The organism is Xanthomonas sp. NCPPB 1826, from assembly GCF_056725285.1.
Genome location: NZ_CM161521.1, coordinates 521,869 through 542,351, shown reverse-complemented (window position 1 = coordinate 542,351; position 20,483 = coordinate 521,869). Strand labels below are relative to the sequence as shown.

At 67.3% G+C, this 20,483-nt stretch carries 14 protein-coding genes and 1 other RNA gene; 2 read left to right on the top strand and 13 right to left on the bottom strand.

What is annotated here, in order from left to right; translation table 11 throughout:
* Positions 1-11 precede the first annotated feature (11 nt).
* A complete protein-coding gene (locus AC1PLA_RS02330; protein ID WP_102254977.1) occupies positions 12-629 on the bottom strand; it encodes a TetR/AcrR family transcriptional regulator in 618 nt (205 codons plus the stop codon).
* Between the two features lie 88 nt (positions 630-717).
* Here AC1PLA_RS02330 and AC1PLA_RS02325 point away from each other — a divergent pair, with 88 nt between their 5' ends.
* Entirely contained in the window at positions 718-2,193 is a 1,476-nt protein-coding gene (locus AC1PLA_RS02325; RefSeq protein ID WP_481105495.1) for an efflux transporter outer membrane subunit, read from the top strand.
* A 312-nt stretch (positions 2,194-2,505) separates the two neighbouring features.
* On the opposite strand, the gene AC1PLA_RS02320 is transcribed toward AC1PLA_RS02325, so the two are convergent.
* The 4 genes from AC1PLA_RS02320 to AC1PLA_RS02305 all read right to left on the bottom strand — a co-directional run bounded on the left by AC1PLA_RS02320 (position 2,506) and on the right by AC1PLA_RS02305 (position 5,794).
* Positions 2,506-2,943, bottom strand: coding sequence for a VirK family protein (locus AC1PLA_RS02320; RefSeq protein WP_102583213.1), 438 nt, complete (start codon positions 2,941-2,943; stop codon positions 2,506-2,508).
* Positions 2,944-3,077: 134 nt separating this feature from the next.
* On the bottom strand, positions 3,078-3,509 hold the full coding sequence (locus AC1PLA_RS02315) for a VirK family protein (RefSeq protein WP_167704908.1): 432 nt from the start codon (positions 3,507-3,509) through the stop codon (positions 3,078-3,080).
* Positions 3,510-4,064: 555 nt separating this feature from the next.
* Positions 4,065-5,474 carry an FAD/NAD(P)-binding protein gene (locus AC1PLA_RS02310; RefSeq protein ID WP_481105494.1) on the bottom strand — a complete coding sequence of 470 codons (1,410 nt, stop codon included), beginning with the start codon at positions 5,472-5,474 and terminating at the stop codon, positions 4,065-4,067.
* A gap of 243 nt (positions 5,475-5,717) precedes the next feature.
* Positions 5,718-5,794, bottom strand: a non-coding RNA gene (locus AC1PLA_RS02305) — sX9 sRNA.
* 214 nt (positions 5,795-6,008) lie between these two features.
* Between AC1PLA_RS02305 and AC1PLA_RS02300 the strand changes: the two genes are divergently transcribed.
* On the top strand, positions 6,009-6,785 hold the full coding sequence (locus AC1PLA_RS02300; RefSeq protein WP_481105493.1) for an SDR family NAD(P)-dependent oxidoreductase: 777 nt from the start codon (positions 6,009-6,011) through the stop codon (positions 6,783-6,785).
* 367 nt (positions 6,786-7,152) lie between these two features.
* Here AC1PLA_RS02300 and AC1PLA_RS02295 read toward each other — a convergent pair whose 3' ends face one another.
* The 8 genes from AC1PLA_RS02295 to glgA form a co-directional block, all read right to left on the bottom strand.
* Complete coding sequence (locus AC1PLA_RS02295) at positions 7,153-7,785, bottom strand: NAD(P)H-binding protein (protein ID WP_481105492.1); 633 nt, start codon at positions 7,783-7,785, stop codon at positions 7,153-7,155.
* A 16-nt stretch (positions 7,786-7,801) separates the two neighbouring features.
* On the bottom strand, positions 7,802-9,964 hold the full coding sequence (gene glgX / locus AC1PLA_RS02290; RefSeq protein ID WP_016901662.1) for a glycogen debranching protein GlgX: 2,163 nt from the start codon (positions 9,962-9,964) through the stop codon (positions 7,802-7,804).
* Positions 9,965-10,088: 124 nt separating this feature from the next.
* Positions 10,089-10,262 (bottom strand): DUF2934 domain-containing protein, encoded by a 174-nt coding sequence (locus AC1PLA_RS02285; RefSeq protein WP_005993048.1) that lies wholly within the window; start codon positions 10,260-10,262, stop codon positions 10,089-10,091.
* 13 nt (positions 10,263-10,275) lie between these two features.
* Positions 10,276-12,879 (bottom strand): malto-oligosyltrehalose synthase, encoded by a 2,604-nt coding sequence (gene treY, locus AC1PLA_RS02280; RefSeq protein WP_481105491.1) that lies wholly within the window; start codon positions 12,877-12,879, stop codon positions 10,276-10,278.
* Complete coding sequence (locus AC1PLA_RS02275; protein WP_481105490.1) at positions 12,876-14,825, bottom strand: 4-alpha-glucanotransferase; 1,950 nt, start codon at positions 14,823-14,825, stop codon at positions 12,876-12,878. Before AC1PLA_RS02275 ends, treY begins: the two co-directional genes overlap by 4 nt.
* Positions 14,822-16,579 (bottom strand): malto-oligosyltrehalose trehalohydrolase, encoded by a 1,758-nt coding sequence (gene treZ / locus AC1PLA_RS02270; RefSeq protein ID WP_481105489.1) that lies wholly within the window; start codon positions 16,577-16,579, stop codon positions 14,822-14,824. The genes AC1PLA_RS02275 and treZ overlap by 4 nt, the downstream gene beginning before the upstream one ends.
* 2 nt (positions 16,580-16,581) lie before the next feature.
* A complete protein-coding gene (locus AC1PLA_RS02265; protein ID WP_481105488.1) occupies positions 16,582-18,813 on the bottom strand; it encodes a 1,4-alpha-glucan branching enzyme in 2,232 nt (743 codons plus the stop codon).
* Positions 18,810-20,393: a glycogen synthase GlgA gene (gene glgA, locus AC1PLA_RS02260; RefSeq protein WP_026064138.1), complete on the bottom strand. Its 1,584-nt coding sequence runs from the start codon at positions 20,391-20,393 to the stop codon at positions 18,810-18,812. Before glgA ends, AC1PLA_RS02265 begins: the two co-directional genes overlap by 4 nt.
* Between the last annotated feature and the right edge of the window lie 90 nt (positions 20,394-20,483).

Genomic DNA, 20,483 nt, shown 5'->3' with positions numbered 1-20,483 from the left:
CACAAACAAATTTAGGGCGACAGGCTACGCAACACCAGGTTCGACAACAGCACCGGCACCTCGTCGGCCTGCTCCAGGCTGTGCTGCAGCAGCAGCGGGTTCATGTAAGGGCGCAGCACCATGTAAATCGCCTGCGTAGCCTCGTCCAGTGGCGTCTTGCGCTCGAAATCGCCACTTTGCCGGCCCTGCTGCAGCACATCCTGCAGCAGCGTCTGGATGCGCACTTCATAGGCGCGGACTGATTGCCAGCGCTCGGTGGCCGCCGAGGTGGCGATCTCGTACAGCTTGCGATCCTGGAAGAACAGCCGGAGGCTCGCCTCGATCATCACCTTGAAAAGCCTGCGCAATTTCTCCGGCGGCTGCTCCGCCTCGTCGACCGCGGCACGCACCTCGGTCTCGATCTCGCGCAGGCAGTTGCTGCAGATCATCTCGCCGATGGCCTGCTTGGATTCGAAGAACTTGTAGATATAGGCCTTGGAGAACCCGATCGCCTTGGCCAGGTCCGAGACGGCGGTCTTCTCGTAGCCGTAGCGGCTGAAATGCTCGGTGGCCGCAATCACGATCTGATCGCGCACGTCATGGTCGGCCGGGCCGCGGCCCGAAACCGGATAGCTGGGTGTCTTGCTCATGCCGCCAGCTTAGCGCCCCAGCGCCCGACATACAAAAGTGACCATTTCGTATTATAGTCACCGCTCATTCCTGCCTGCCCGGTCTGCCATGTCCCCGTTCCGTCCTGTTGCCGTGCTTGTCGTTGCCAGCCTTGCCACGGGCTGCGCAGTCGGTCCGACCTATACCCGCCCCGCAGCGCCCCTGCCAGACCGTTACGCCGGCCAGGCGGCGGTCGAAGTGCGCCCGGCAGCGCGACCGGCCGAGCTTTCGACTTGGTGGACCGGCTTCGACGACGCGGACCTGAGCCGCTACGTCACCCAGGCGCTGGCGCAGAACCTGGACCTGGCCCAGGCCACCGCGCGCGTCACCCAGGCCCGCGCCGGCCTGACCGCCGCCACTGCCGCACTGCTGCCCTCGGGCAACATCAGCGGCAACGCGACCCGCGCCTACCAGTCGCTGGAAACGCCGCTCGGCCAGGTGCTCAACAGCACGCCCAACTTCGACCGCTATGCCAGCACCTACGAAGCCAACCTGGGCGCGAGCTGGGAGCTGGATCTGTTCGGCGGGCTGCGTCGCGGGCGCCAGGCCGCACTGGCCGACTACCAGGCCAGCGAAGCCGGCGCCGCCGCCACCCGCCTGGCGGTGGCGGCGCAGACCGCCGATATCTACATCAGCATCCGCGGCCTGCAGGCACGGCTGGAGGTGGCGCAGCGCCAGGTCGCCACCCAGCAGGGCCTGCTGTCGATGGTGACGCTGCTGCACGGCAAGGGGCTCGCGCCGGAGTTGCAACTGCACCAGGCGCAAGGCGCGCTGGCACAGGCGCAGGCCTCGGTGCCCGGCATCGAAAGCGGCCTGGTCGCGGCGATGAACGCCCTGGACGTGATGTTGGGCGTGCCGCCGGGCACGCACCGCGCGGAACTGGCCGCCACCAAACCGATTCCGCTTGCGCCGCGGATCGCCGAGACGGGCACGCTCGGCGACCTGCTGCGCCGCCGCCCCGATCTGATCGCGGCCGAACGCAGGCTGGCAGCGTCGAACGCACGCATCGGCGTGGCGATGGCCGAGTACTACCCCAAATTCTCGCTCAGCGGACTGCTCGGCAGCGCCACCGCGATCTCCGGCGCCAACCTGTTCACCGGCGATGCCAGCCAGTCGGCCGGCGTGCTGGGCCTGCGCTGGCGGCTGTTCGACTTCGGCCGCATCAATGCGCAGATCGCCCAGGCCAAGGGCCAGGAAGCCGAGCAGCTGGCGGCGTATCGCCTGGCGGTCCTGCGCGCCACCGAGGACGTCGAAAATGCATTCACCGCACTGGTCAAACGCGAGCAACAAGCCAGCGTGCTCGCGCAAGGCGTGGAGGCACTGGGCAAGGCGCGCACCGCGTCGGCGCTGGCCTACGAAAAGGGCGTGGTCAGCCTGATCGAAGTGTTGAATGCCGACGAGCAGTTGCTGCGCGCATCCGATGCGCAGGTGCAGGCGCGCACGGATGCCGCGCGCAGTGCAGTGGCCACTTTCAGGGCACTGGGTGGCGGCTGGCAATCCAGCGCCGCCGACGCGGTTGCGCTGCAGCAGCCGTCACCGCGCTGACGCAAGCACTGACAGGATCGCGACCGGGCAATCACCCGCTGCGGCGATTGCATCGCATCGGTGGGCGCTCATTGCCCACCGAGGTCTAGGCCGACCCTATGCATCTGGCCGGTGACAACCCCATGTGCGTTGCACGATGTAGATGCGGATGACGACTGCGCGTCGCCTTGCATGCCGCGAACGTACGCACCCGGCCAGACCGCATCGATGTTGCTGCTGTCGCGTCATTGACGCGATGCCAGCCGCAGGTGAGCGACGCAGCGAAACAGTCTGCACGCGCTGCGCGGTGGCATCGCGCAACGCAGCGGCGCTTCAATGCGCGTGGAAGCGAATGCCTTGGTCGATCGCGCACTGATACGCCAGCAACGGCCCGCGTTGCTGCAGGCTGGGCAGGTCGTACATGTAGGTGGTGAGCCGCACGCGATTGTCCGCGCCCACCTGATAGCGCTGGAACTGTTGGAATGGCTTGCCGTCGCTGCTGGCAGCAATGAACTGGGTATCGGAAAACGCCAACGTGCCATCGGCGGTCAACCGGTACGCACCGATGCGCACACCGCCGCGGCTCTGGCTGGATGCGGTGCCCGCCTCCGCCGTGCAGCGCGACAGATCCACCGACACCGCCACCGCGCGCCCCGCTTCCAGCGCAGCGATCAAGCTGGCCTGGCTACGTAACGATTCAGTGGCAAACGCGGGCACCGCCGCGATGCACAGCGCGGCGGCAACGAGTGATAGACCTGGATGTGACGGCATGCGGGTTTCCTCGAGAGTGAGTGGCGGTCAAGTGCATTGCAGGACGCGCGGGTGCTGGAGCGGTTACGACGGCTGCAGGCTGCAGTGCGCGCAGTGGCGCTGCTGCAGACCGCAGTCGTCACGGGGCAACGCACTCAATCGGCGTGGAAGCGGATGCCTTGATTGATCGTGCATTGATATGCCAGCACCGGCCCGCGTTGCTGCAGACCCGGCAGGTCGTACATGTAGGTGGTGAAACGCACGCTGCCATCCGGGCGCAGCTGGTAGCGCATGAACTGCTGGATCGGCTTGCCGTCGTTGGCCACGGTGAAGTGCGAACCTGAAAACGCAGCCGTGCCGTCCTCGGTGATGCGGTACGCGTCGATATGGCGGCCGCCACGGGTCTGCGTGACCGGCGTGCCTTCTTCGGGTGTGCAGCGGCCCAGATCGGTGGTCAGGCTGACGTCGTAACCGGATTCCAGGGCTGCGAGCACTTCCGCACGAGTATTGAGCGATTCACTGGCCCAGGCGGGCAGCGCGCAGGCGCACAGCGTGGCGAGCAAGACGGCGGGAGCAAGACGGGGCATGGCAAACTCCAGGATGGGGGAAGGAAGCGACCTGGACTGTAATCAGCCCAGGGCCGTCAACATGACCCAGTCCTGTCTGCAGCGGCGCAATGCGCTACGCATCACGCGGCATGATTGCGCTGTTTGGCGGAGTCCGCGCGAGATTGCGCCGTGCAGGCTATGCCTGCGCGCGCAGAGGCTGTTTGTTGCGTGATCGGGCGCTTCTATCGCCAGAAGAAGACAAAGGAACGTCGGTCATCGGCAATCGGCAGACGGCAGACGGCAGACGGCAGACGGCAGACGATACGAGCATTACGCAAGCGTCTGATGCACGCACAAAAAAATGCTGCAACTGGCACGCGTCGACCGGAGCAACTTAAAGAGGCATCACGCAACCCCACGGGGCTGCGTACCTACCCTCATCCGGCGCTGGCGCGTCACCTTCTCCCGATGGGAGAAGGGTTCAGGACGCGGGGTGATGAGGCACTACTCTCGATGAGAGGAGGCTCAAACTCGCACTCGTCACAGCTTCAACTTGATACAACCACCAAGAAGCTGCAATGCAAATCCACCCCACTACAAACGCGCATTGACCTCGCGCGGCACCTGTTCCGGCTCCGGCTGTAACGCCGGCATCGCACCCAGCAATAGACGTTCTGCCAGGGCGCGCGTGGCCACGCGCAGCTCCGGCACCGCGGTGATTTCCCAATAGCGCCCGCGTAGCAGCGGACCCACGCAATACAGTCCCGGCACGATTTGCCCGGCGCCATCGCGCACGCGCAGTTGTGCATCGGTGTCCACGCCCAGGCCCAGCGGGTCGGCACGCAACAGGCCCGCTTCGCGCATGCCGGCGATCAGCGGGTCGCTGGTGCGGTCGATATCGGTATCCAATCCGGTGGCGCGGATCACCGCATCGTAATGATCGGTCTGCGCGTCGGCCGATCCACGCGGGCGAACCACCGCTTCCACGCCATCGGGCACCCAACGCGCACGCAGCAGCCGCGCTGCGACGATCTGCAGTTGCCCCGATTGCTGCAATTGCGCCAGTTGTTCCGCTGCGCCCGGCGCAACCCGATGCCGCGCCACCTCCCAATACGGGCGCAGATGGCGCAGGAAACGCGCACGCTGCGGCAACTCCAGCCGCTGCCACAGCGGTTGCAGATGCGGGCGCAAGGCATCCACCACGCGTCGCCAGTCGTCGACCACTGCACTCAGTTGCCGTACGCCGCGCAGCAGGCCACGCAGGTCGGCATCCTTGACTGCGCGCTGCAGATGCGGCGGCAACTCCAGCGCCGCGCCCGGCTGGCGCAGATGCGCCTGCGGCGCCAGGCCGCGTCGCGAGATCGCCAGCAGGCGGCCGCGATGCCCGCGCGTGTGCAGGGTCAATGCCACGTCCACCATGGTCAGCCCGGTGCCGACGATCAGCACATCGTCGTCCGGCGACAAGCGCGCCAGGGCATCGCCCTGCCACGGCCAGCCGATATAGCGCGGATGCACGCTCAGGCGCGGGCCGATCCCGGCCAGCGCCTGCGGCTGCAGTGCGCCCACCGCCAGCACCACCCGATCGCTGTGGAAGGCATCGCCATTGGCCAGGAACACGCGAAAGCCCTTGCGCGCACGCTCCACCGCCACCGCTTCCTGCGACAGCCGCACGATCGACGCTTGCGCGCCACTGACCGCGGTATCCAGCTCGCTGCGCAGATAATCGCCATAGGCAAGGCGCGGCAGGAATTCCAGTCGCCCGCTGTCGCCCAGATGCAGGGTGTCGGCGAAGGCGCCTGGCGCCTGCGCGTCGATGCCCAGGTCCTTGGCGCGTACGTTGAGCAGATGCTCCGGCCGGGCGGCACCATAGGCGATGCCGCTGCCGAAGGTCTCGGTCACGCCGACCAGGGTGATGCGCACCTGCGCATCGGCCGTCTGCGCCAGTGCACGGACCAGCGCGGTGCCGCAGAAGCCGGCACCGATGACGGTGATATGGGTTTCCATGTGCAACTCCCACTGAATGACCCACACGTTGTGCCCGCAGCGCAGCGCAAACGTGTAAACAAATGGTTAGCGGCGAGAAACCGAAAACGCATGAGCTGATCATGCTTGGTGATGAGGCTTGCGTTGCAAGCGGCGTGCGGACGGCATTGCACAAAGATGACAGCGCACGCGACCGCAGCCAGGTGCCGGTGCATGGCTCCCAACCTGGCTCGCAGCGCAGCGCTGCGCAACACGATTTAGGGTGGCTGACAAAACATAGCGAGCAATCGCTCGGGGCGTGGGGACGGCGCGCTCAAAGCCTGAGTGTACGAGTGGTACATGGCAATTCCGAGCACCGGCCGCGCACGCCTGGGGATGAGTGCAGTAGATCGCCAGCCCGCTACGCGCGGTGGCCGGCGCGTCGTTGGCAGAAGCGGTAGAAGTTGTGGAACGGACAGCAGACATTGCGATGCTGCGTTCAACACTGCAACGGTACCGAGCACCGCGTCATGACCGGGCTGCTCGATAATGTCGGTTTCCGATCGAGTGTCCGCCATGTCCATTTCCGCAGCACCCACGCAAATTTCGCCGCGCAATCAACGCGTGCTGATCGCAGGCGGCAGCCGTGGCATCGGCTTGGCGATTGCCGACGCGTTCGTGCGCAACGGCGCGCAGGTCTCGCTATGCGCACGCAATGCCGATGGCCTGGCACAGGCCGCCCATGCGTTGGCGCCTCATGGAGCCCCGGTACACACCTTCGCCTGCGACCTGTCGGACGCTGCGCAGATCGAGGCTTATGTGGAGGCCGCAGCGCAGGCGCTGGATGGGCTGGACGTGGTGATCAACAACGCCTCCGGCTATGGGCATGGCAACGACGATGCAAGCTGGCAGGCCGGCCTGGACGTGGATCTGATGGCCGCAGTACGCTGCAATCGCGCCGCGCTGCCGTACCTGCGCAACAGCGACGCGGCAGTGATCCTCAATGTCAGCTCGATCAATGCGCAACGCCCCACGCCGCGCGCGATCGCCTACTCCACCGCCAAGGCGGCGCTCAATTACTACACCACCACGCTGGCCGCCGAGCTCGCACGCGAGCGCATCCGTGTCAACGCGATTGCACCGGGCTCGATCGAATTCCCCGACGGGCTATGGGCCCGCCGCCGCGATGAAGAACCGGAGCTGTATGCACGCATCCGCGACAGCATCCCGTTCGGGGGATTCGGTCACATGCAGCACATCGCTGATGCGGCGTTGTTCCTTGCATCGCCACAGGCGCGCTGGATCACCGGGCAAGTACTGGCGGTGGATGGCGGGCAGTCGTTGGGGGTGTGAGCGGGGATTTGTGCTGGCGGAGATGCCGGTCCGCTGCGCGCGACTCTGTAGGAGCGTGCCTGCGCGCGATGAAGCTTTATCGGTAATGCCCCGTCGCGCAGGCACGCTCCTACGAATAGCAGACAAGCAGTTTCTCCCTCTGCAACGCCCTCGCGACGACGGGCAGATGCTGATGGATGGTGGGCAGTCGTTGGGAGTGTGAGCACGGTATTTGTGCTGGCGAAGATGCCGGTCCGCTGCGCGTGAACCTGTAGGAGCGTGCCTGCGCGCGATGAAGCTTTACTGGTAACGCCCCGTCGCGCGCAGGCACGCTCCTACGATACGGCGGCCTCTTGCCGCTGTCCGGCTGCCTCGCGACGAGGCGGCGTTAGCCAACCAACTCCGCAGTCTCGACGCTGTGCTCGCCACGCGCCGGCGCTAGCGCGGCGCTCACCATGGCGGCGGCGATGCGTTCGGCTGGATTGATGCGGAAGCGGCGTGGTAGCAGCGGGCCGAGCGCGCCCAGCACGAGGCTGCCGATGTGTTCGCCGGTACGCCGCTGCTCGCGTTCGCCGCCGATCAGGCCCGGGCGCACGAAGGTAAGCGAGGGGAAGCCGACCGCGCGCAGGTCGCGTTCCAGTTCGCCCTTGACGCGGTTATAGAAGATGCGCGAGTGCGCATCGGCACCGGCCGCCGAATTCAGCACGAACACCGAGGTGCCCTGCGCGCAGGCGGCGCGTGCCAGCGCCATCGGATAGTCGTGGTCGATGCGATAGAACGCCTCGCGCGAGCCGGCCTGTTTCATCGTGCTGCCCAGGGCGCAGATGGCCGCCTCCATGCGCGGTGCGGTCCAGTGCTCCAGGCGCTCGAAATCGATCACCTGGTTGCGCAGTTTGGGATGGATCTGCGACAGCGGCCGGCGCGTGATCGCCACTACGCCGGTACAGCGCGCATCGGCCAACAGTTGTTGCAAAACATGTCCACCGACCAGCCCGGTGGCCCCTGCCAGCAGCACATCCATCAAACCGCCCCTGCCATCAGCGTGCGCCCTCGGAGACGATGCGTGCGCTGCTGGCGATGCGATCGCGCTCCACCGCCAGCAAAGTCAGCGAGTGCGCCGGCGCCTTCCATTCGCTGCCGCCGGCCACCACGCGGCCGCCATGGCGTGCGGTGTCGACCAGCACGCGCCAATGTTCGTCGTGCATCGCCGGCAGCGTGAACGACACGCTGGTGGAGGCGGCATTGATCAGCATCAGCAAGGTCACGTTGGCGGCGATCTCGCGCAAGCCGGTAGTCGGCGAGCGGCCATCCAGGCGCAGCATCAGCGCGCGCGCTTCCGGGTCGTGCCAGCCGGCTTCGTCCATCTCGTGGCCGTCCGGTGCCAGCCAGGTGAGATCCTTCAGGCCCAGCGCTTCGTCGAACTTGCCATCGAAGAAGCGGGCGCGATGCAGCAACGGGTAACGCTGGCGGATGCGGATCAACCGCCGCACGAATGCAGCCTGATCGGCGGCAGCGGCCTTGGTGGCGGCAGTCCAGTCGATCCAGGTCAGTTCGTTGTCCTGGCAATACGCGTTGTTGTTGCCGTTCTGGCTGTGGCCGAACTCGTCACCGGCCAGCAGCATCGGCGTGCCCTGCGACAGCAACAACGTGGCCAGCAGGTTACGCATCTGCTGACGGCGCAGCTGCTTGATGGCCGGGTCGTTGGTGTCGCCTTCGACGCCGTAATTGGCCGAGATATTGTGGTCGCTGCCGTCCCTGCCCTCTTCGCCGTTGGCGAAGTTGTGCTTGCCTTCGTAGCTGACCAGATCGCGCAGGGTGAAGCCGTCGTGCGCGGTGACGAAATTGACCGACGCGGTGGGGCGGCGGCCGCTATGGTTGAACAGGTCCGCCGAGCCGGTCAGGCGCGTGGCCAGTTCGGCCAGCTGACCACCGTCGCCACGCCAGAACGCGCGCACGTTGTCGCGGAACTTGTCGTTCCATTCCACCCAGCCCGGCGGGAAGTTGCCGACCTGGTAACCGCCCGGGCCGATGTCCCACGGCTCGGCGATCAGCTTGGTCTGGCTCAGTACCGGATCCTGGCGCACCGCATCGAGAAAGCTGCCCGACGGATCGAAGCCATAGCGCTCGCGGCCGAGGATGCTGGCCAGGTCGAAGCGGAAGCCATCGACATGCATTTCCTGCACCCAGTAGCGCAGCGAGTCCATCACCATGCGCAACGCGCCGACGTTGGTCAGGTCGAAGGTGTTGCCGGTGCCGGTGTCGTTGATGTAGAAGCGGCGATCGTCGGCCAGGCGGTAGTAGCTGGCATTGTCGATGCCCTTGAACGACAGCGTCGGCCCCAGCTCGTTGCCTTCGGCGGTGTGGTTGTAGACCACGTCCAGCAGCACTTCCAGCCCGGCATGATGCAGGCGCGCCACCATCTGCTTGAACTCGGCCACGGTGCGCGTGGACATGTAGCGCGCCTGCGGTGCGAAGAACCCCAACGTGTTGTAGCCCCAGTAATTGCGCAGGCCTTTTTCCAGCAGGTACTGGTCGTCGACGAAGGCGTGGACCGGGAGCAGTTCCACCGCGGTGACGCCGAGCGAGCTGATGTGGTCGATCAGCTCATCGGTCTTGAGGGCCGAGAAGGTGCCGCGGTTTTCCGGCGGTACTGCCGGATGCAGCATGCTCAGCCCGCGCACGTGCGCTTCGTAGATCACCGTGCGGTTCCACGGCGTCTGCGGCGGGCGGTCCTGGCCCCAGGTAAAGGCCGGGTCGATCACCGCGGATTTGGGCATGAACGCGGCGCTGTCGCGACGGTCGAAGCTCAGATCCTTGTCGCGGTGCCCGATGGTGTAGCCGAACAGATGCGGCGCCCATTTGAGCTCGCCGACGATCTGCTTGGCATACGGGTCCAGCAACAGCTTGTTGTGGTTGAAGCGGTGCCCGGCCTCGGGCGCATAAGGTCCATGCACGCGGTAGCCGTATAGCTGGCCGGGGCGTGCGTCGGGCAGATAGCCGTGCCAGACCTCGTCGGTGTATTCGGGCAGCGCCAGGCGCTCCTGCTCACGGCCACGCTCGTCGAACAGACACAGCTCGACACGGGTAGCGTTACGCGAGTACAGCGCGAAGTTGACCCCCAGGCCATCCCACGTGGCGCCGAGCGGGTTGGGACGGCCTTCGCGAATGCGCGAGCGCTGAGTGAACTTGCGGGTGGCCATCGGTAACTCCTGAGAACGGTGAACTCAAAACGCTGAGCGAATGCGGGTGCCTGCGTGCCTGGGCACGCTCACCCTGGCACGGCACAGCCTGCAGGGTGAATCATGCAAGGTGACAGAGGCACCGTTACTGGCGTGCAGTCACCGGCGGGCCGGCCTGTTCGGCGGCGCGCTCTTCGGCATCCACCAGCCGCTCGGCCATGGCCCAATGCCGATCTGCGTGGCCGTCCGGGCGGCCTTCGGCCTCCCAGATCTCCTGTGCCAACTGGCGAAGCCGCGCTTGCCGTTCCGTGTCGTTCATTGCTTACGTTCTCTTAGAGGGTCAACAACACTGCCACTGGCGCACGTGCAAACAGCGTGGATATCGCCACGCGGCCGCCTTGCGGCTGCAGCGTGCTGCCATCGAGCACATTACGATACGTGGCTTGCGGCAATGCCAACGACGCCTGACCCCAGGCTGCCGGCGGCAGCAGCAGCGGCAGGTCGCCATCGCCCTGGTTGCCGGCACCCAGCCGCGTCACTGCCACCACCAGCGACTGGCCGCGGTACTGGCGGCGGAACGCCAGCACCTGCGCATCGCCGTTGACCGCCACGGTCAAGGGCTGATAATCGCCCTTCGCAAACAGCGACGGATGGTCGGCACGCAGCTGCAATAGCAATGCGGTGAGACGTGCCTTGACCGCGCCATCGCGCCAGCTGCGCAGCAGCGTGTTCCAGTCGCGCGCCCGCTCCAGCCATTGCTGGCGCTGCGCGTAGTCGACCGGGCGGCGGTTGTCCGGGTCCACCAGCGACAGATCCCAGCCTTCGGTGCCCTGGTACAGGTCGGGCACGCCCGGCACGGTCAGGCGCAACGTGGTCTGCACCAGCGCCTTGCGCGCACCGGCCGCGGCGATGTGGTTGCTGGCGCGCAGCAGCGCCCGCCGCAGCGGCAAGCCGGCGCGGCTGCACAGCACCTGCTCCACGGTGGCCTGCACGGCCTGCTCGTAGGCCGGCGAGCCGTCGGTCCAGCTGGTGTGCAGCTTGGCTTCGCGCACCGCCTTGAGCAGCCACTGCGCAATGCGCTCGGCGTACTCGGCCAGCGGTTCGGTCTGGTCGGCGCCCAGGCCGATCGGCCAGGCGGCCACCAGGGTCTGCCAGAGCATCTGCTGGTCGCCACCGGCCAAGGCCGGCGAGTCCAGCGTCTCGGTCAAGGCATCGAACTGGCTGCTCTGCTCGATCCACCAGCGCGGTTGCTCGGAGAGCACCGCCAGCCGCATGCGCAGGTCTTCGCCGCGCTTGTGGTCGTGCGTGGCGGTGGCCAGCAACGCACGCGGGAAGTGCTTGGCGCGTTCGAGATTCTGCGCGTGGAACTCGGCCGCGTCGTTGGCGAAGTGGGTCGGATGGCTGCCGACCTCGTTGCGCGACAGCAGCACGCCATGCCGGTAGAACGCGGTGTCTTCCACCGACTTGGCATTGAGCGGTGCGGACAACTGCTCCACGCGACGACGCAGGATGCGCCGCAAGGCGACCTGCGCGCGATCGGCGCCGGCATCGTCGAGCAGCCAGCGCTCGATCGCGTCGACGGCCGCAACGATCGACTCCGGCATGCCCTCGCGCGCACGCGCGGCGGTGGCGCGCAGGCGCTCGGCTTCGCTGCCGGTCACGCCCTTGGCACCGGCGTAGGTGCGGTACACCGGGAACCAGCGCAGCAACACGCACAGGCCGCGCGCCAGCATCTGCGGGCTGAACTCGCGCGTGGGCGGGTCCAGTCGCGCCAGTGCCGACAATGCACCGACGGCGCGATTGAATTCGGTCTGCAGCGGGCCGCGCAGGATCTCGTCGCGTGCGCTGCGCTCTTCCTGTGCGAAGTCGCCACTGCGCCCGCTCGCCTTTTGCCAGGCACGCGCCAATGGCTTGAAGCCGGCCGGGTCATGCAGCACGCCGCCGACCTGGTCCATGAAGTCGTAGCCGGTGGTGCCATCGCAGGGCCAGTCGGCCGGCAAGGCTTCGCCGGGCGCCAGGATCTTTTCCAGATATAACCCCAGCGTGCCGGGCTTGAGGCCACGCGTGCGGCCGGCCGCATCCAGCCGGCTGCGCAGCTTGCGCACATAGCCGGTGGGGTCGGTGAGCCCGTCCACATGGTCGATGCGCAAGCCATCCAGATGGCCTTCGGCCACCAGCCGCAGCGGCAGCGCATGCACCGCGTCGAACACCGCCGGCAGCTCCACGCGCAGTGCCACCAACGAGGTGATATCGAAGAAGCGACGATAGTTGAGCATGTCGTTACCCACGCGCCACCAGTTCAGGCGGTACGGCTGGCGCTCGATCAGCTTGTGCAGACGGCCATCGCCGCGCTTGGCGCCGTCGTTGTAGTCGCGCAACCATTGCGCGCGGGCGGCCTTTTCCGGCACCTCCAGCGTCTGCGGGCGGATCGGATAACGCTGGTCGTAATGCGCCAGTGCCGCGCTGCCGTCGTCCTCGACCACCAGCGTGATCAGGCCTTCGGCCAGTGCGGTGGCATACGGGCGGTCCAGCACCGCCAGCCACAACTTGCCGTCGCGCCCGGGCGCGCGCCAGTCGATGTCGAACCAGTCGGCATGCTTGGCGCTGCGGCCATTGCGCAGCACATCCCACCACCATGCGTTGTCCGCATGCGTGGCCATGTGGTTGGGCACGATGTCGGCGATCAGGCCCATGCCGTGCTCGCGCGCGGCCTGCGACAGGGCGATCAGCGCGTCTTCGCCGCCGAGTTCGGGATTGACCACGGTCGGGTCGATATTGTCGTAGCCGTGGGTCGAGCCCGGCACCGCAGTGCCGATCGGCGACAGGTACAGATGGCTGATGCCGAGGCCGGCGTAATACGGCACCTGCGCGAGCGCATCGTGCAGGGTGAAGCCGACATGCAGTTGCAGGCGGGCGGTGGCGCGAAGCTCGATCATGGATGCGGTTCCGAAACAGCCGCGACGCGACGCGCCTCGGCAAAGCCCTGCAGCGCCGTACTCAGGCGCGCATGCGGCAAGGGATCAGGCAGGCGTCGACGCCAGTTTGGATGGACCTCGACGGTGCCCGGCAGATTGGGTTGTTCTTCCAGCGCCAGCGCGTCTTCCACCGGCAGCAAGGCCAGGGGCGACACGCTGGTGGCGGTGAAGCGCAGCGCGCCCAGCAGCGGGTCGTCTGCCGCGCTGAGGCCGGCGTGTTCGACCGCCGCATCCAGGCGTGCCAGATCCTTGCTGCGCGCGGTGGCGTCATCGCTGGCCTGCGCGGGCTGGATCAGTTCCAGCTTGCGCCGCCAGTCGATATCGCGGCCTTGGCGCCAGCCGGTCAGGGTGGGCAGATCGTGCGTGGTGGTGGTGGCCACCGCATCCGGCCGCCACAGCGCCGGCGAGACGAAGGCGCCATCGTCGTCGCGGGTGAACATCAGCACATCGATGCCCATTACCCCGCGCCGCGACAGTTCCTCGCGGATGCCCGGCGGCACCACGCCGAGGTCTTCGCCGATCACGATCGCCCGGTGCCGCCACGATTCCAGCGCGAGCAGGTTGAGCAGATCGTGCAGCGGATAGGCCAGATACGCGCCTTCGTTGGAGCTGGCAGCTTCCGGCACCACCCACAGCCGCAACAACCCCAGAATATGGTCGATGCGGATGCCGCCGCGGTCGCGCAGCACTGCGCGCAGCAACGCGATATACGGTGCATAGCCGCTACGCCGCAATGCGGTGGGCGAATACGCACCGATGCCCCAGTGCTGGCCGTCGGCATTGAAGGCATCCGGCGGCGCGCCCAGCACCAGGCCGCGCAGCACGGTGTCGGCGGCCGCCGCGGCTTCGGCGCCATTGGGATCGAAGCCCACGGCCAGATCGGCGATCAAACCGATCTTCATGCCGCGCTCGTGCGCCTCGCGTTGCGCATCGGACCAACTGCGTGCCGCCAGCCATTGCGTGAACACGTGCAACTGCGGATCGCCGTCGCCGAAATCCTGCGCGGCAAACCGTGCAAAGCCCTCCAGCGCCTCACCGCCCTCGCTGCGGAAGGCAGCCAGATCGGGGTGATCGGCGGGCACGCGGGTGTAGAGATGACGCAGCAGCTGCCACTTGGCCTGCGCCGAGGCCGGCCAGTCGATCAGGGCGCTGTGGTGCAGCGTATCGAAGCGCTCGCGCAGGCCGGGCACCTCGTTGATCGCTTCCAGTGCGAGTTCACCCAATACGCGCACCGGTGCGGCATGCAGGGGATCGAGAAAACGCCGGTCGCTGGGCGAATACGGGCTGTAGCCGCCGGTGACCGGGCGCGCGGCATGCACCGGGCTCAGGGCCAGGGCATCGGCGCCGGCCAGTGCGGCATGCCGCACCCATTCCACCGTGCCCGATGCGTCGCCGATGCCGGCGTCGTCGATGCTGCGTGCCGAATACACCTGCAGCGCCATGCCCCAGGCACGCGGTGCCGGCAGGCCACAGGCATCGGCCACGCTGAAGCAGCGTTGCGGGGCGACCGCAACCTGCTGGGTCAGGCTGCCGATCTGCAGCGTCCAGTAGCCGAAACGCTGCGGCGCACGCACCTGCCCCTGCGCATCGGCATGCGCCGGCTCGCTGGCGCCGCTGTCGTCCAGCCAGCGGCCGCTGGCATTGGCGGCGACCGACACCGGCAGCAGCCCGGCCACCTGCACGGTCAGCAGCGGCGCCGGCTCGGTGGCGTGCGCCTTGCAGCGACGCAGGCTGTCTGCGCGCTGCGCAGCGGTGCCGGCAGGCAGTTCCAGCGCGGTGAGCACCGCATGCAGCGATTGGTCGGACACCTGCCGCGGCTGGTCGCTGGCATCCACCCAGTCCACCATCACCCCGGCCGCGCCGGCCAGCGCATGTAGATCGCTCCTGCTCAGATCACGGGTACTCATGCGCGCGCCTCGTGCCAGGCGATGAAGCCATCGACCGGCAACTGCTGCGCGTCGGCGGCGACGTTTTCGACATGCGCCACGCGGCCGCGCAGCGGCGGCATCGGTACCGCCGAGGCGCCAACGTTGAAGGCGATATGCCACAGCCCGTCGGGCAGCTCCCAGCTAGCGGTCACCGCGCCGTCGGCCAGCACGCTGGCGCCCACCGCGCGTGCCTGTGCAAGCCCCGGTACCAGCCACTGGCGACGCACGCCCAGCAGCGCCTTGGACCAGGCTGTCCACTGCACGCCTTCGCCCTGCGCGGCGTCTTCGATCGGCGAGCGCGAGGCGGCGAAGGTGTCGTGGCTGTTCGGATCGGGAATGGTGGCCCGCTGCGCTTCGTCGGCGAATGCGGCGAAATGCGCGAATTCACGACGGCGCCCTTCGCGCACCGCATCGTCCAGCGGCGGGCCGAAGTCGGTGAAGAACAGGAACGGCTGCGTGGCGCCCCACGGCTCGCCCATGAAGAACAGCGGAATCATCGGCGTCAGCGTGGTCAGTGCCAGCGCAGCACGCAGGCGTTGCGGCGACACCAGCACGCTCAGCCGCTCGCCGCGCGCACGGTTGCCGATCTGGTCGTGGTTCTGCGCAAAGACCACGAACTTGTGCGGCGGCAGCGCCCCGCTGGGCTCGCCACGCACATGCCCGCGCGGGTCCGGCTCGCCCTGGTAGGCGAAACCTTCGCCGAGCACCCGCGCCAGGTGTTCGGTGGGCTTGTCGGCAAAGGCGGCGTAATAGCCTTCCTCTTCACCGGTCAGCAGCACATGCAGGGCATTGTGGAAATCGTCGTCCCACTGCGCGGTGTAGCCGCGTTGCAGCTGCGACGCCTGGTTGGCCTCGTTTTCCAGCACCATATGCACATGGCGGCCGGCCGGCAGGCTGGCCTGCACGGTCTGCCGCAAGGTATCCAGGAAGGCGTTCGGGGTGATCGCATGCACCGCATCCAGGCGCAGGCCGTCGAAGCCGTATTCGTGCAGCCACATCAGCGCATTGTCGAGAAAGTAACGCTGCACCTGCGGCTTGCGGAAATCGATCGCCGCGCCCCACGGGGTGGGCTTGTCCTCGTTGAAGAACGGGGCGGCATAGCTGTGCAGATAATTGCCGTCCGGGCCGAAGTGGTTATAGACCACGTCCAGCAACACCATCAGGCCGTGTCCGTGCGCGGCGTCGATCAGCGCCTTCAATTGGTCCGGCGTGCCATAGGCTTCCACCGGCGCGTACGGCAGCACGCCGTCGTAGCCCCAGTTATGCGCGCCCGGAAATGCGCTCAGCGGCATCAGCTCGATCGCGGTGATGCCCATCGCCGCCAGCTGCGGCAGTTGCGCCTGCACACCGGCATAGCCGCCGCAGGTGCCGACATGCAGTTCGTAGATCACCGCCTCGTCCCACGGCCGTCCCTGCCACTGGGTGTTCTGCCAGGCGTAGCCATCGCTGCGCTGCACGGCGCTGGGGCCGTGCACGCCGTCGGGCTGCCAGCGCGAGGCCGGATCCGGCACCGGTTCGCCGCCATCGACGCTGTAGCGATAGCGCGCATCCGCCGCGCAGGCGATCATCGCGCTGAAGAAGCCATCCTGCGCGGCCTGCAACGCGACGCGCGCGCCGTCGTCGAAGACCACTTCCACGCTTTTGGCGTCCGGTGCCCAGAGCGCGAAGCGCACCTGTCCCTCACCCGCTGGCCATGCACCCCATGCCGGCGTGGTGTCGTTGCGCTCGTTCATTCTTATTTCTCCGCTTGCAGATAGATCGTGGCCAGCGGCGGTAGGGTCAGGCGCAGGCGTTGTGCGTGCCCGTGCATGCCCATCGGCTCGGTCGCCAGGCGACCGCTGTTGCCGAGGTTGCTGCCACCGTAATGGGCACTGTCGGTATTGAGGATTTCGCGCCAGCCGCCGGCACGCGGCACGCCAACGCGATAGTCTTGGTGCGGTTGCGGGGTGAGGTTGCTCACCGCCAGCAAGGGTGCGCCGCCATCGGGATCGTGGCGGATGAACGCCAGTACGCTATTGCGCGCATCGTCGGCCACGCTCCAGTCGAAACCGTCGGCACGATGCGTGCCGCGGTACAACGCCGGCACGCGACGCAAGGTGGCGTTGAGATCGCCCACCAGTTGCTGCACGCCGCGATGGGGCGCGCCGTCGAGCAGATGCCAGTCCAGCGATTGATCGTGATTCCAGTCGTTCCACTGGCCAAATTCGGCGCCCATGAACAGCAGCTTGTCGCCCGGATGCGCCCACATCAGCGCCAGGTAGGCGCGCAGGTTGGCAAAGCGCCGCCAGTCGTCGCCGGGCATCTGGCCGAGCAGGCCACCAGTGCCATGCACCACTTCGTCGTGCGAGAGCGGCAGCACGAAACGCTCGGAGAACGCGTACACCAGGCCGAAGGTGAGCTGGCTATGGTGCTGCGCGCGCTCGGCCGGATCGCGCTGCATGTAGCTCAGCGTGTCGTGCATCCAGCCCATGTTCCATTTGTGGGTGAAGCCCAGGCCGCCCTCGCTGATCGGCGCGGTCACGCCCGGCCAGGCGGTGGACTCTTCGGCGATGCTCAGCACACCGGGAAAGCGCGTGGCGATCTCGCTGTTGAGCTGGCGCAGGAAGGCGACCGCTTCCAGATTCTCGCGGCCGCCATGCGCGTTGGGCACCCACTCGCCTTCGGCACGGCCATAGTCGCGATACAGCATCGAAGCCACTGCATCCACGCGCAGGCCGTCGAGGTGGTAGTGGTCGATCCACTCCAGCGCGCTGCCCAGCAGGTAGGCGGTCACTTCGGGCCGGCCGTAGTTGTAGATCAGCGTGTTCCAGTCGCGATGCATGCCTTCGCGCGGGTCGGCATGCTCGTACACCGCGGCGCCGTCGAACTGCGCCAGGCCGTGTGCATCATCGGGAAAGTGCGCGCTGACCCAGTCCAGGATCACGCCGATGCCGGCGCGATGACAGGCATCGACGAACTGGGCAAAGCCATCCGGGCTGCCGTGGCGCGCAGTCGGTGCATACAGCCCCAAAGGTTGATAGCCCCAGGAGCCGCCGAACGGATGCTCGGTGATCGGCAGCAACTCGATATGGGTGAAGCCGAGCTGCTGCACATAGGGGATCAGCTGTGCGGCCAGCCCTGGCCAGTCCAGCGGCTGGTTGTGCCCATCGCGCCGCCAGGACGCGGCATGCACCTCATAGATCGACAGTGGCGCCGGCGCGGCATTGGCATCGCGCGCGGCCATCCAGGCGGCGTCGGTCCAGGCAAACGCTGCCGCGCCCGGCACCACCGAGGCGGTGGCCGGCGGCAATTCGCTCTGGCGCGCCACCGGGTCGGCCTTGAGCAATACGCGGCCATCGGCAGCGGTGATGGCGTACTTGTAACGCGTGCCGGCTTCCACACGCGGCAGGAACAGCTCCCAGAACCCGCCGATGCGCGGGCGCATCGGGTGCCGGCGCACGTCCCAGCCATTGAAATCACCCACCACCGCCACGCGCTGCGCATGCGGCGCCCACACCGCAAAGCGCACCCCGGGCACGTCGTCGCAGTGCAGGTGCTGGGCACCCAGGGCACGACGCAACGCCTGGCCATCGCCGGCAGCGATCTGCAGCAGGGTGGATTCGTCCAGCGTGGCGGCAAAGGCGTAGGGGTCTTCGATCTCCTGCACCACGTCCGGCCAGACGATGCGCAGCCGATACGGGCCTTCGACCGCCAGCGTGCCCTCGAACACGCCATCGACCGTGCCGGCCTGCATGCGCGCCAGCAACTTGCCGCGTGGATCGATCAGGCCCATGGCCTCGGCACCGGGCGCCAGCACGCGCACCAGCCGGCGGCCGTCTGCCTGGGAATGCGGGCCCAATACCGCGAATGCATCGGCAGGCAGGCCATCGGCCAGCGCCTGCACGCTCTGCACCAGATCCGACATCCCATCCATGGTCACCGCCGTCGCTTCCGTTTCCTGCCCCTGCACGCCCAGCCGTTCGCTCATGACACCGTCGCAAGCGCGGGAGCGGTTGCGGCGGTGCGTTCGTACAGCGAGAGGTATTTCTTGCCCGCCACATCCCAACCACTGGGACGCAGCATCGCCGCGCGGCGCATCGCCGACAGCAGGCTGGGCAGGCGGAAGGTACGGAATGCGCGCTCCAGGCAGCGGCGCAACGCTTCCACGCTGGCGTGCTGGAACAAAAACCCGGTGACGCCGTCATCCACGGTGTCGATCAGACCACCGGTGGCGTGCGCGATCGGCAGGCAGCCAAAGCGCTGTGCATACATCTGGCTCAAGCCGCACGGCTCGAAGCGCGACGGCATCAGCAGGAAGTCGGCGCCGGCGAACATGCGCCGCGCGAGGCCTTCCTCGAAACCGATGAAGGCACCGACCTGGCCCGGATAGCGCCGGGTCAGTTCGGCAACCTGTTGCTCGATCTCCGGCTCGCCACCGCCGATCACCGCGATCTGGCCGCCGGCCGCCACGATCTGCGGGGCGACCTCGCAGATCAGGTCCAGGCCCTTCTGGTGCACCAGCCGCGATACCACCGCAAACAGCGGGCCGGTGCTCTCGCGCAGCCCGAAGGCCTTGCGCACCTGCGCGGCGTTGGCCTGACGGCCCTGCCACTGATTGACGCTGAAGTGCGTGTCCAGATATTCGTCGGTACGCGGGTCCCAGCTGGCGTCGATGCCGTTGACGATGCCGGTCAGCGCGCCCTTGGCGGCGCGGCCGGCCAGCAGGCGGTCCAGGCCGCAGCCCTGCGCCGGGCCGGTGATCTGCTGGGCATAGCTGACGCTGACCGTGTTGACGTGGTCGGCATGCACGATGCCGCCGCGCAGGAACGACATCTGCCCGTAGAACTCCAGCTCGGCCACACGCTCGGCCGGAATGCCCAGCGCAGCGGCCATCGAATACGGCACCAGGCCCTGGTAGGCCAGGTTATGGATGGTCAACAGGCACGGCGTGGTGCCGCCGGACCAGCGCACATAGGCGGCCGCCAGCGCGCACGGCCAGTCGTTGAGGTGCAGCAGGCGCGGCTTCCAGCCCAGCCCGGCATGGCCGGCGGCGATCTGCGCGGCGGCATGCGACAAGGTGGCAAAGCGGATCGCGTTGTCTTCGAATTCCGAGCCGCTGGTGCTCACATAGGGCGAGCCGTCACGTTCGAACAATTCCTTGGACAGCAGGATGTAGATCGGCAGGCCGTCCGATTGCACGATGCGGCCGATATCGCAGGCCGGCAGTGCGGCATGCGCCAGCACCCGGCCGACGATCTCCACCTTGCCCGCGCGTGCCAGCACCGCGCGATAGCCGGGGATCAGCACACGGACGTCGTAGCGATGGCGCAGCGCGCGTGGCAGCGCTGCAGCCACATCGCCCAGACCGCCCGCCTTGATGAAGTCCGCCATCTCCGACACCACGAACAAGGCCCCGCGGGTATCGGCCGGCGACACCGGCAGACGCTCGTGATGGCGAATGAAGCGGCCACGTGCATCACGCGGTCGCCCGCTCTTCTTCAGAGTGGGGAGCATCGTGCTGCGCTCGAAGCGTGCGGTAGTAGCGTGAAGCGGCATCATGGCAACCATCTAAACGTCCGTCGTAAAGTGGGTGGAGACGGAAAACAGCGAAGCGACAACCATCATCTGCCGATTCAGCCAGACGACCTGCTACGAATG

Bases quoted from the DNA above. Each gene is read 5' to 3' on its own strand.
- AC1PLA_RS02265 (WP_481105488.1), bottom strand. From the start codon at position 18,813: ATGAGCGAACGGCTGGGCGTGCAGGGGCAGGAAACGGAAGCGACGGCG.
- AC1PLA_RS02325 (WP_481105495.1), top strand. From the start codon at position 718: ATGTCCCCGTTCCGTCCTGTTGCCGTGCTTGTCGTTGCCAGCCTTGCC.
- AC1PLA_RS02275 (WP_481105490.1), bottom strand. From the start codon at position 14,825: ATGAGTACCCGTGATCTGAGCAGGAGCGATCTACATGCGCTGGCCGGC.
- AC1PLA_RS02300 (WP_481105493.1), top strand. From the start codon at position 6,009: ATGTCCATTTCCGCAGCACCCACGCAAATTTCGCCGCGCAATCAACGC.
- AC1PLA_RS02330 (WP_102254977.1), bottom strand. From the start codon at position 629: ATGAGCAAGACACCCAGCTATCCGGTTTCGGGCCGCGGCCCGGCCGAC.
- treZ (WP_481105489.1), bottom strand. From the start codon at position 16,579: ATGAACGAGCGCAACGACACCACGCCGGCATGGGGTGCATGGCCAGCG.
- AC1PLA_RS02320 (WP_102583213.1), bottom strand. From the start codon at position 2,943: ATGCCGTCACATCCAGGTCTATCACTCGTTGCCGCCGCGCTGTGCATC.
- AC1PLA_RS02315 (WP_167704908.1), bottom strand. From the start codon at position 3,509: ATGCCCCGTCTTGCTCCCGCCGTCTTGCTCGCCACGCTGTGCGCCTGC.
- AC1PLA_RS02310 (WP_481105494.1), bottom strand. From the start codon at position 5,474: ATGGAAACCCATATCACCGTCATCGGTGCCGGCTTCTGCGGCACCGCG.
- glgA (WP_026064138.1), bottom strand. From the start codon at position 20,393: ATGGTTGCCATGATGCCGCTTCACGCTACTACCGCACGCTTCGAGCGC.
- glgX (WP_016901662.1), bottom strand. From the start codon at position 9,964: ATGGCCACCCGCAAGTTCACTCAGCGCTCGCGCATTCGCGAAGGCCGT.
- treY (WP_481105491.1), bottom strand. From the start codon at position 12,879: ATGATCGAGCTTCGCGCCACCGCCCGCCTGCAACTGCATGTCGGCTTC.
- AC1PLA_RS02285 (WP_005993048.1), bottom strand. From the start codon at position 10,262: ATGAACGACACGGAACGGCAAGCGCGGCTTCGCCAGTTGGCACAGGAG.
- AC1PLA_RS02295 (WP_481105492.1), bottom strand. From the start codon at position 7,785: ATGGATGTGCTGCTGGCAGGGGCCACCGGGCTGGTCGGTGGACATGTT.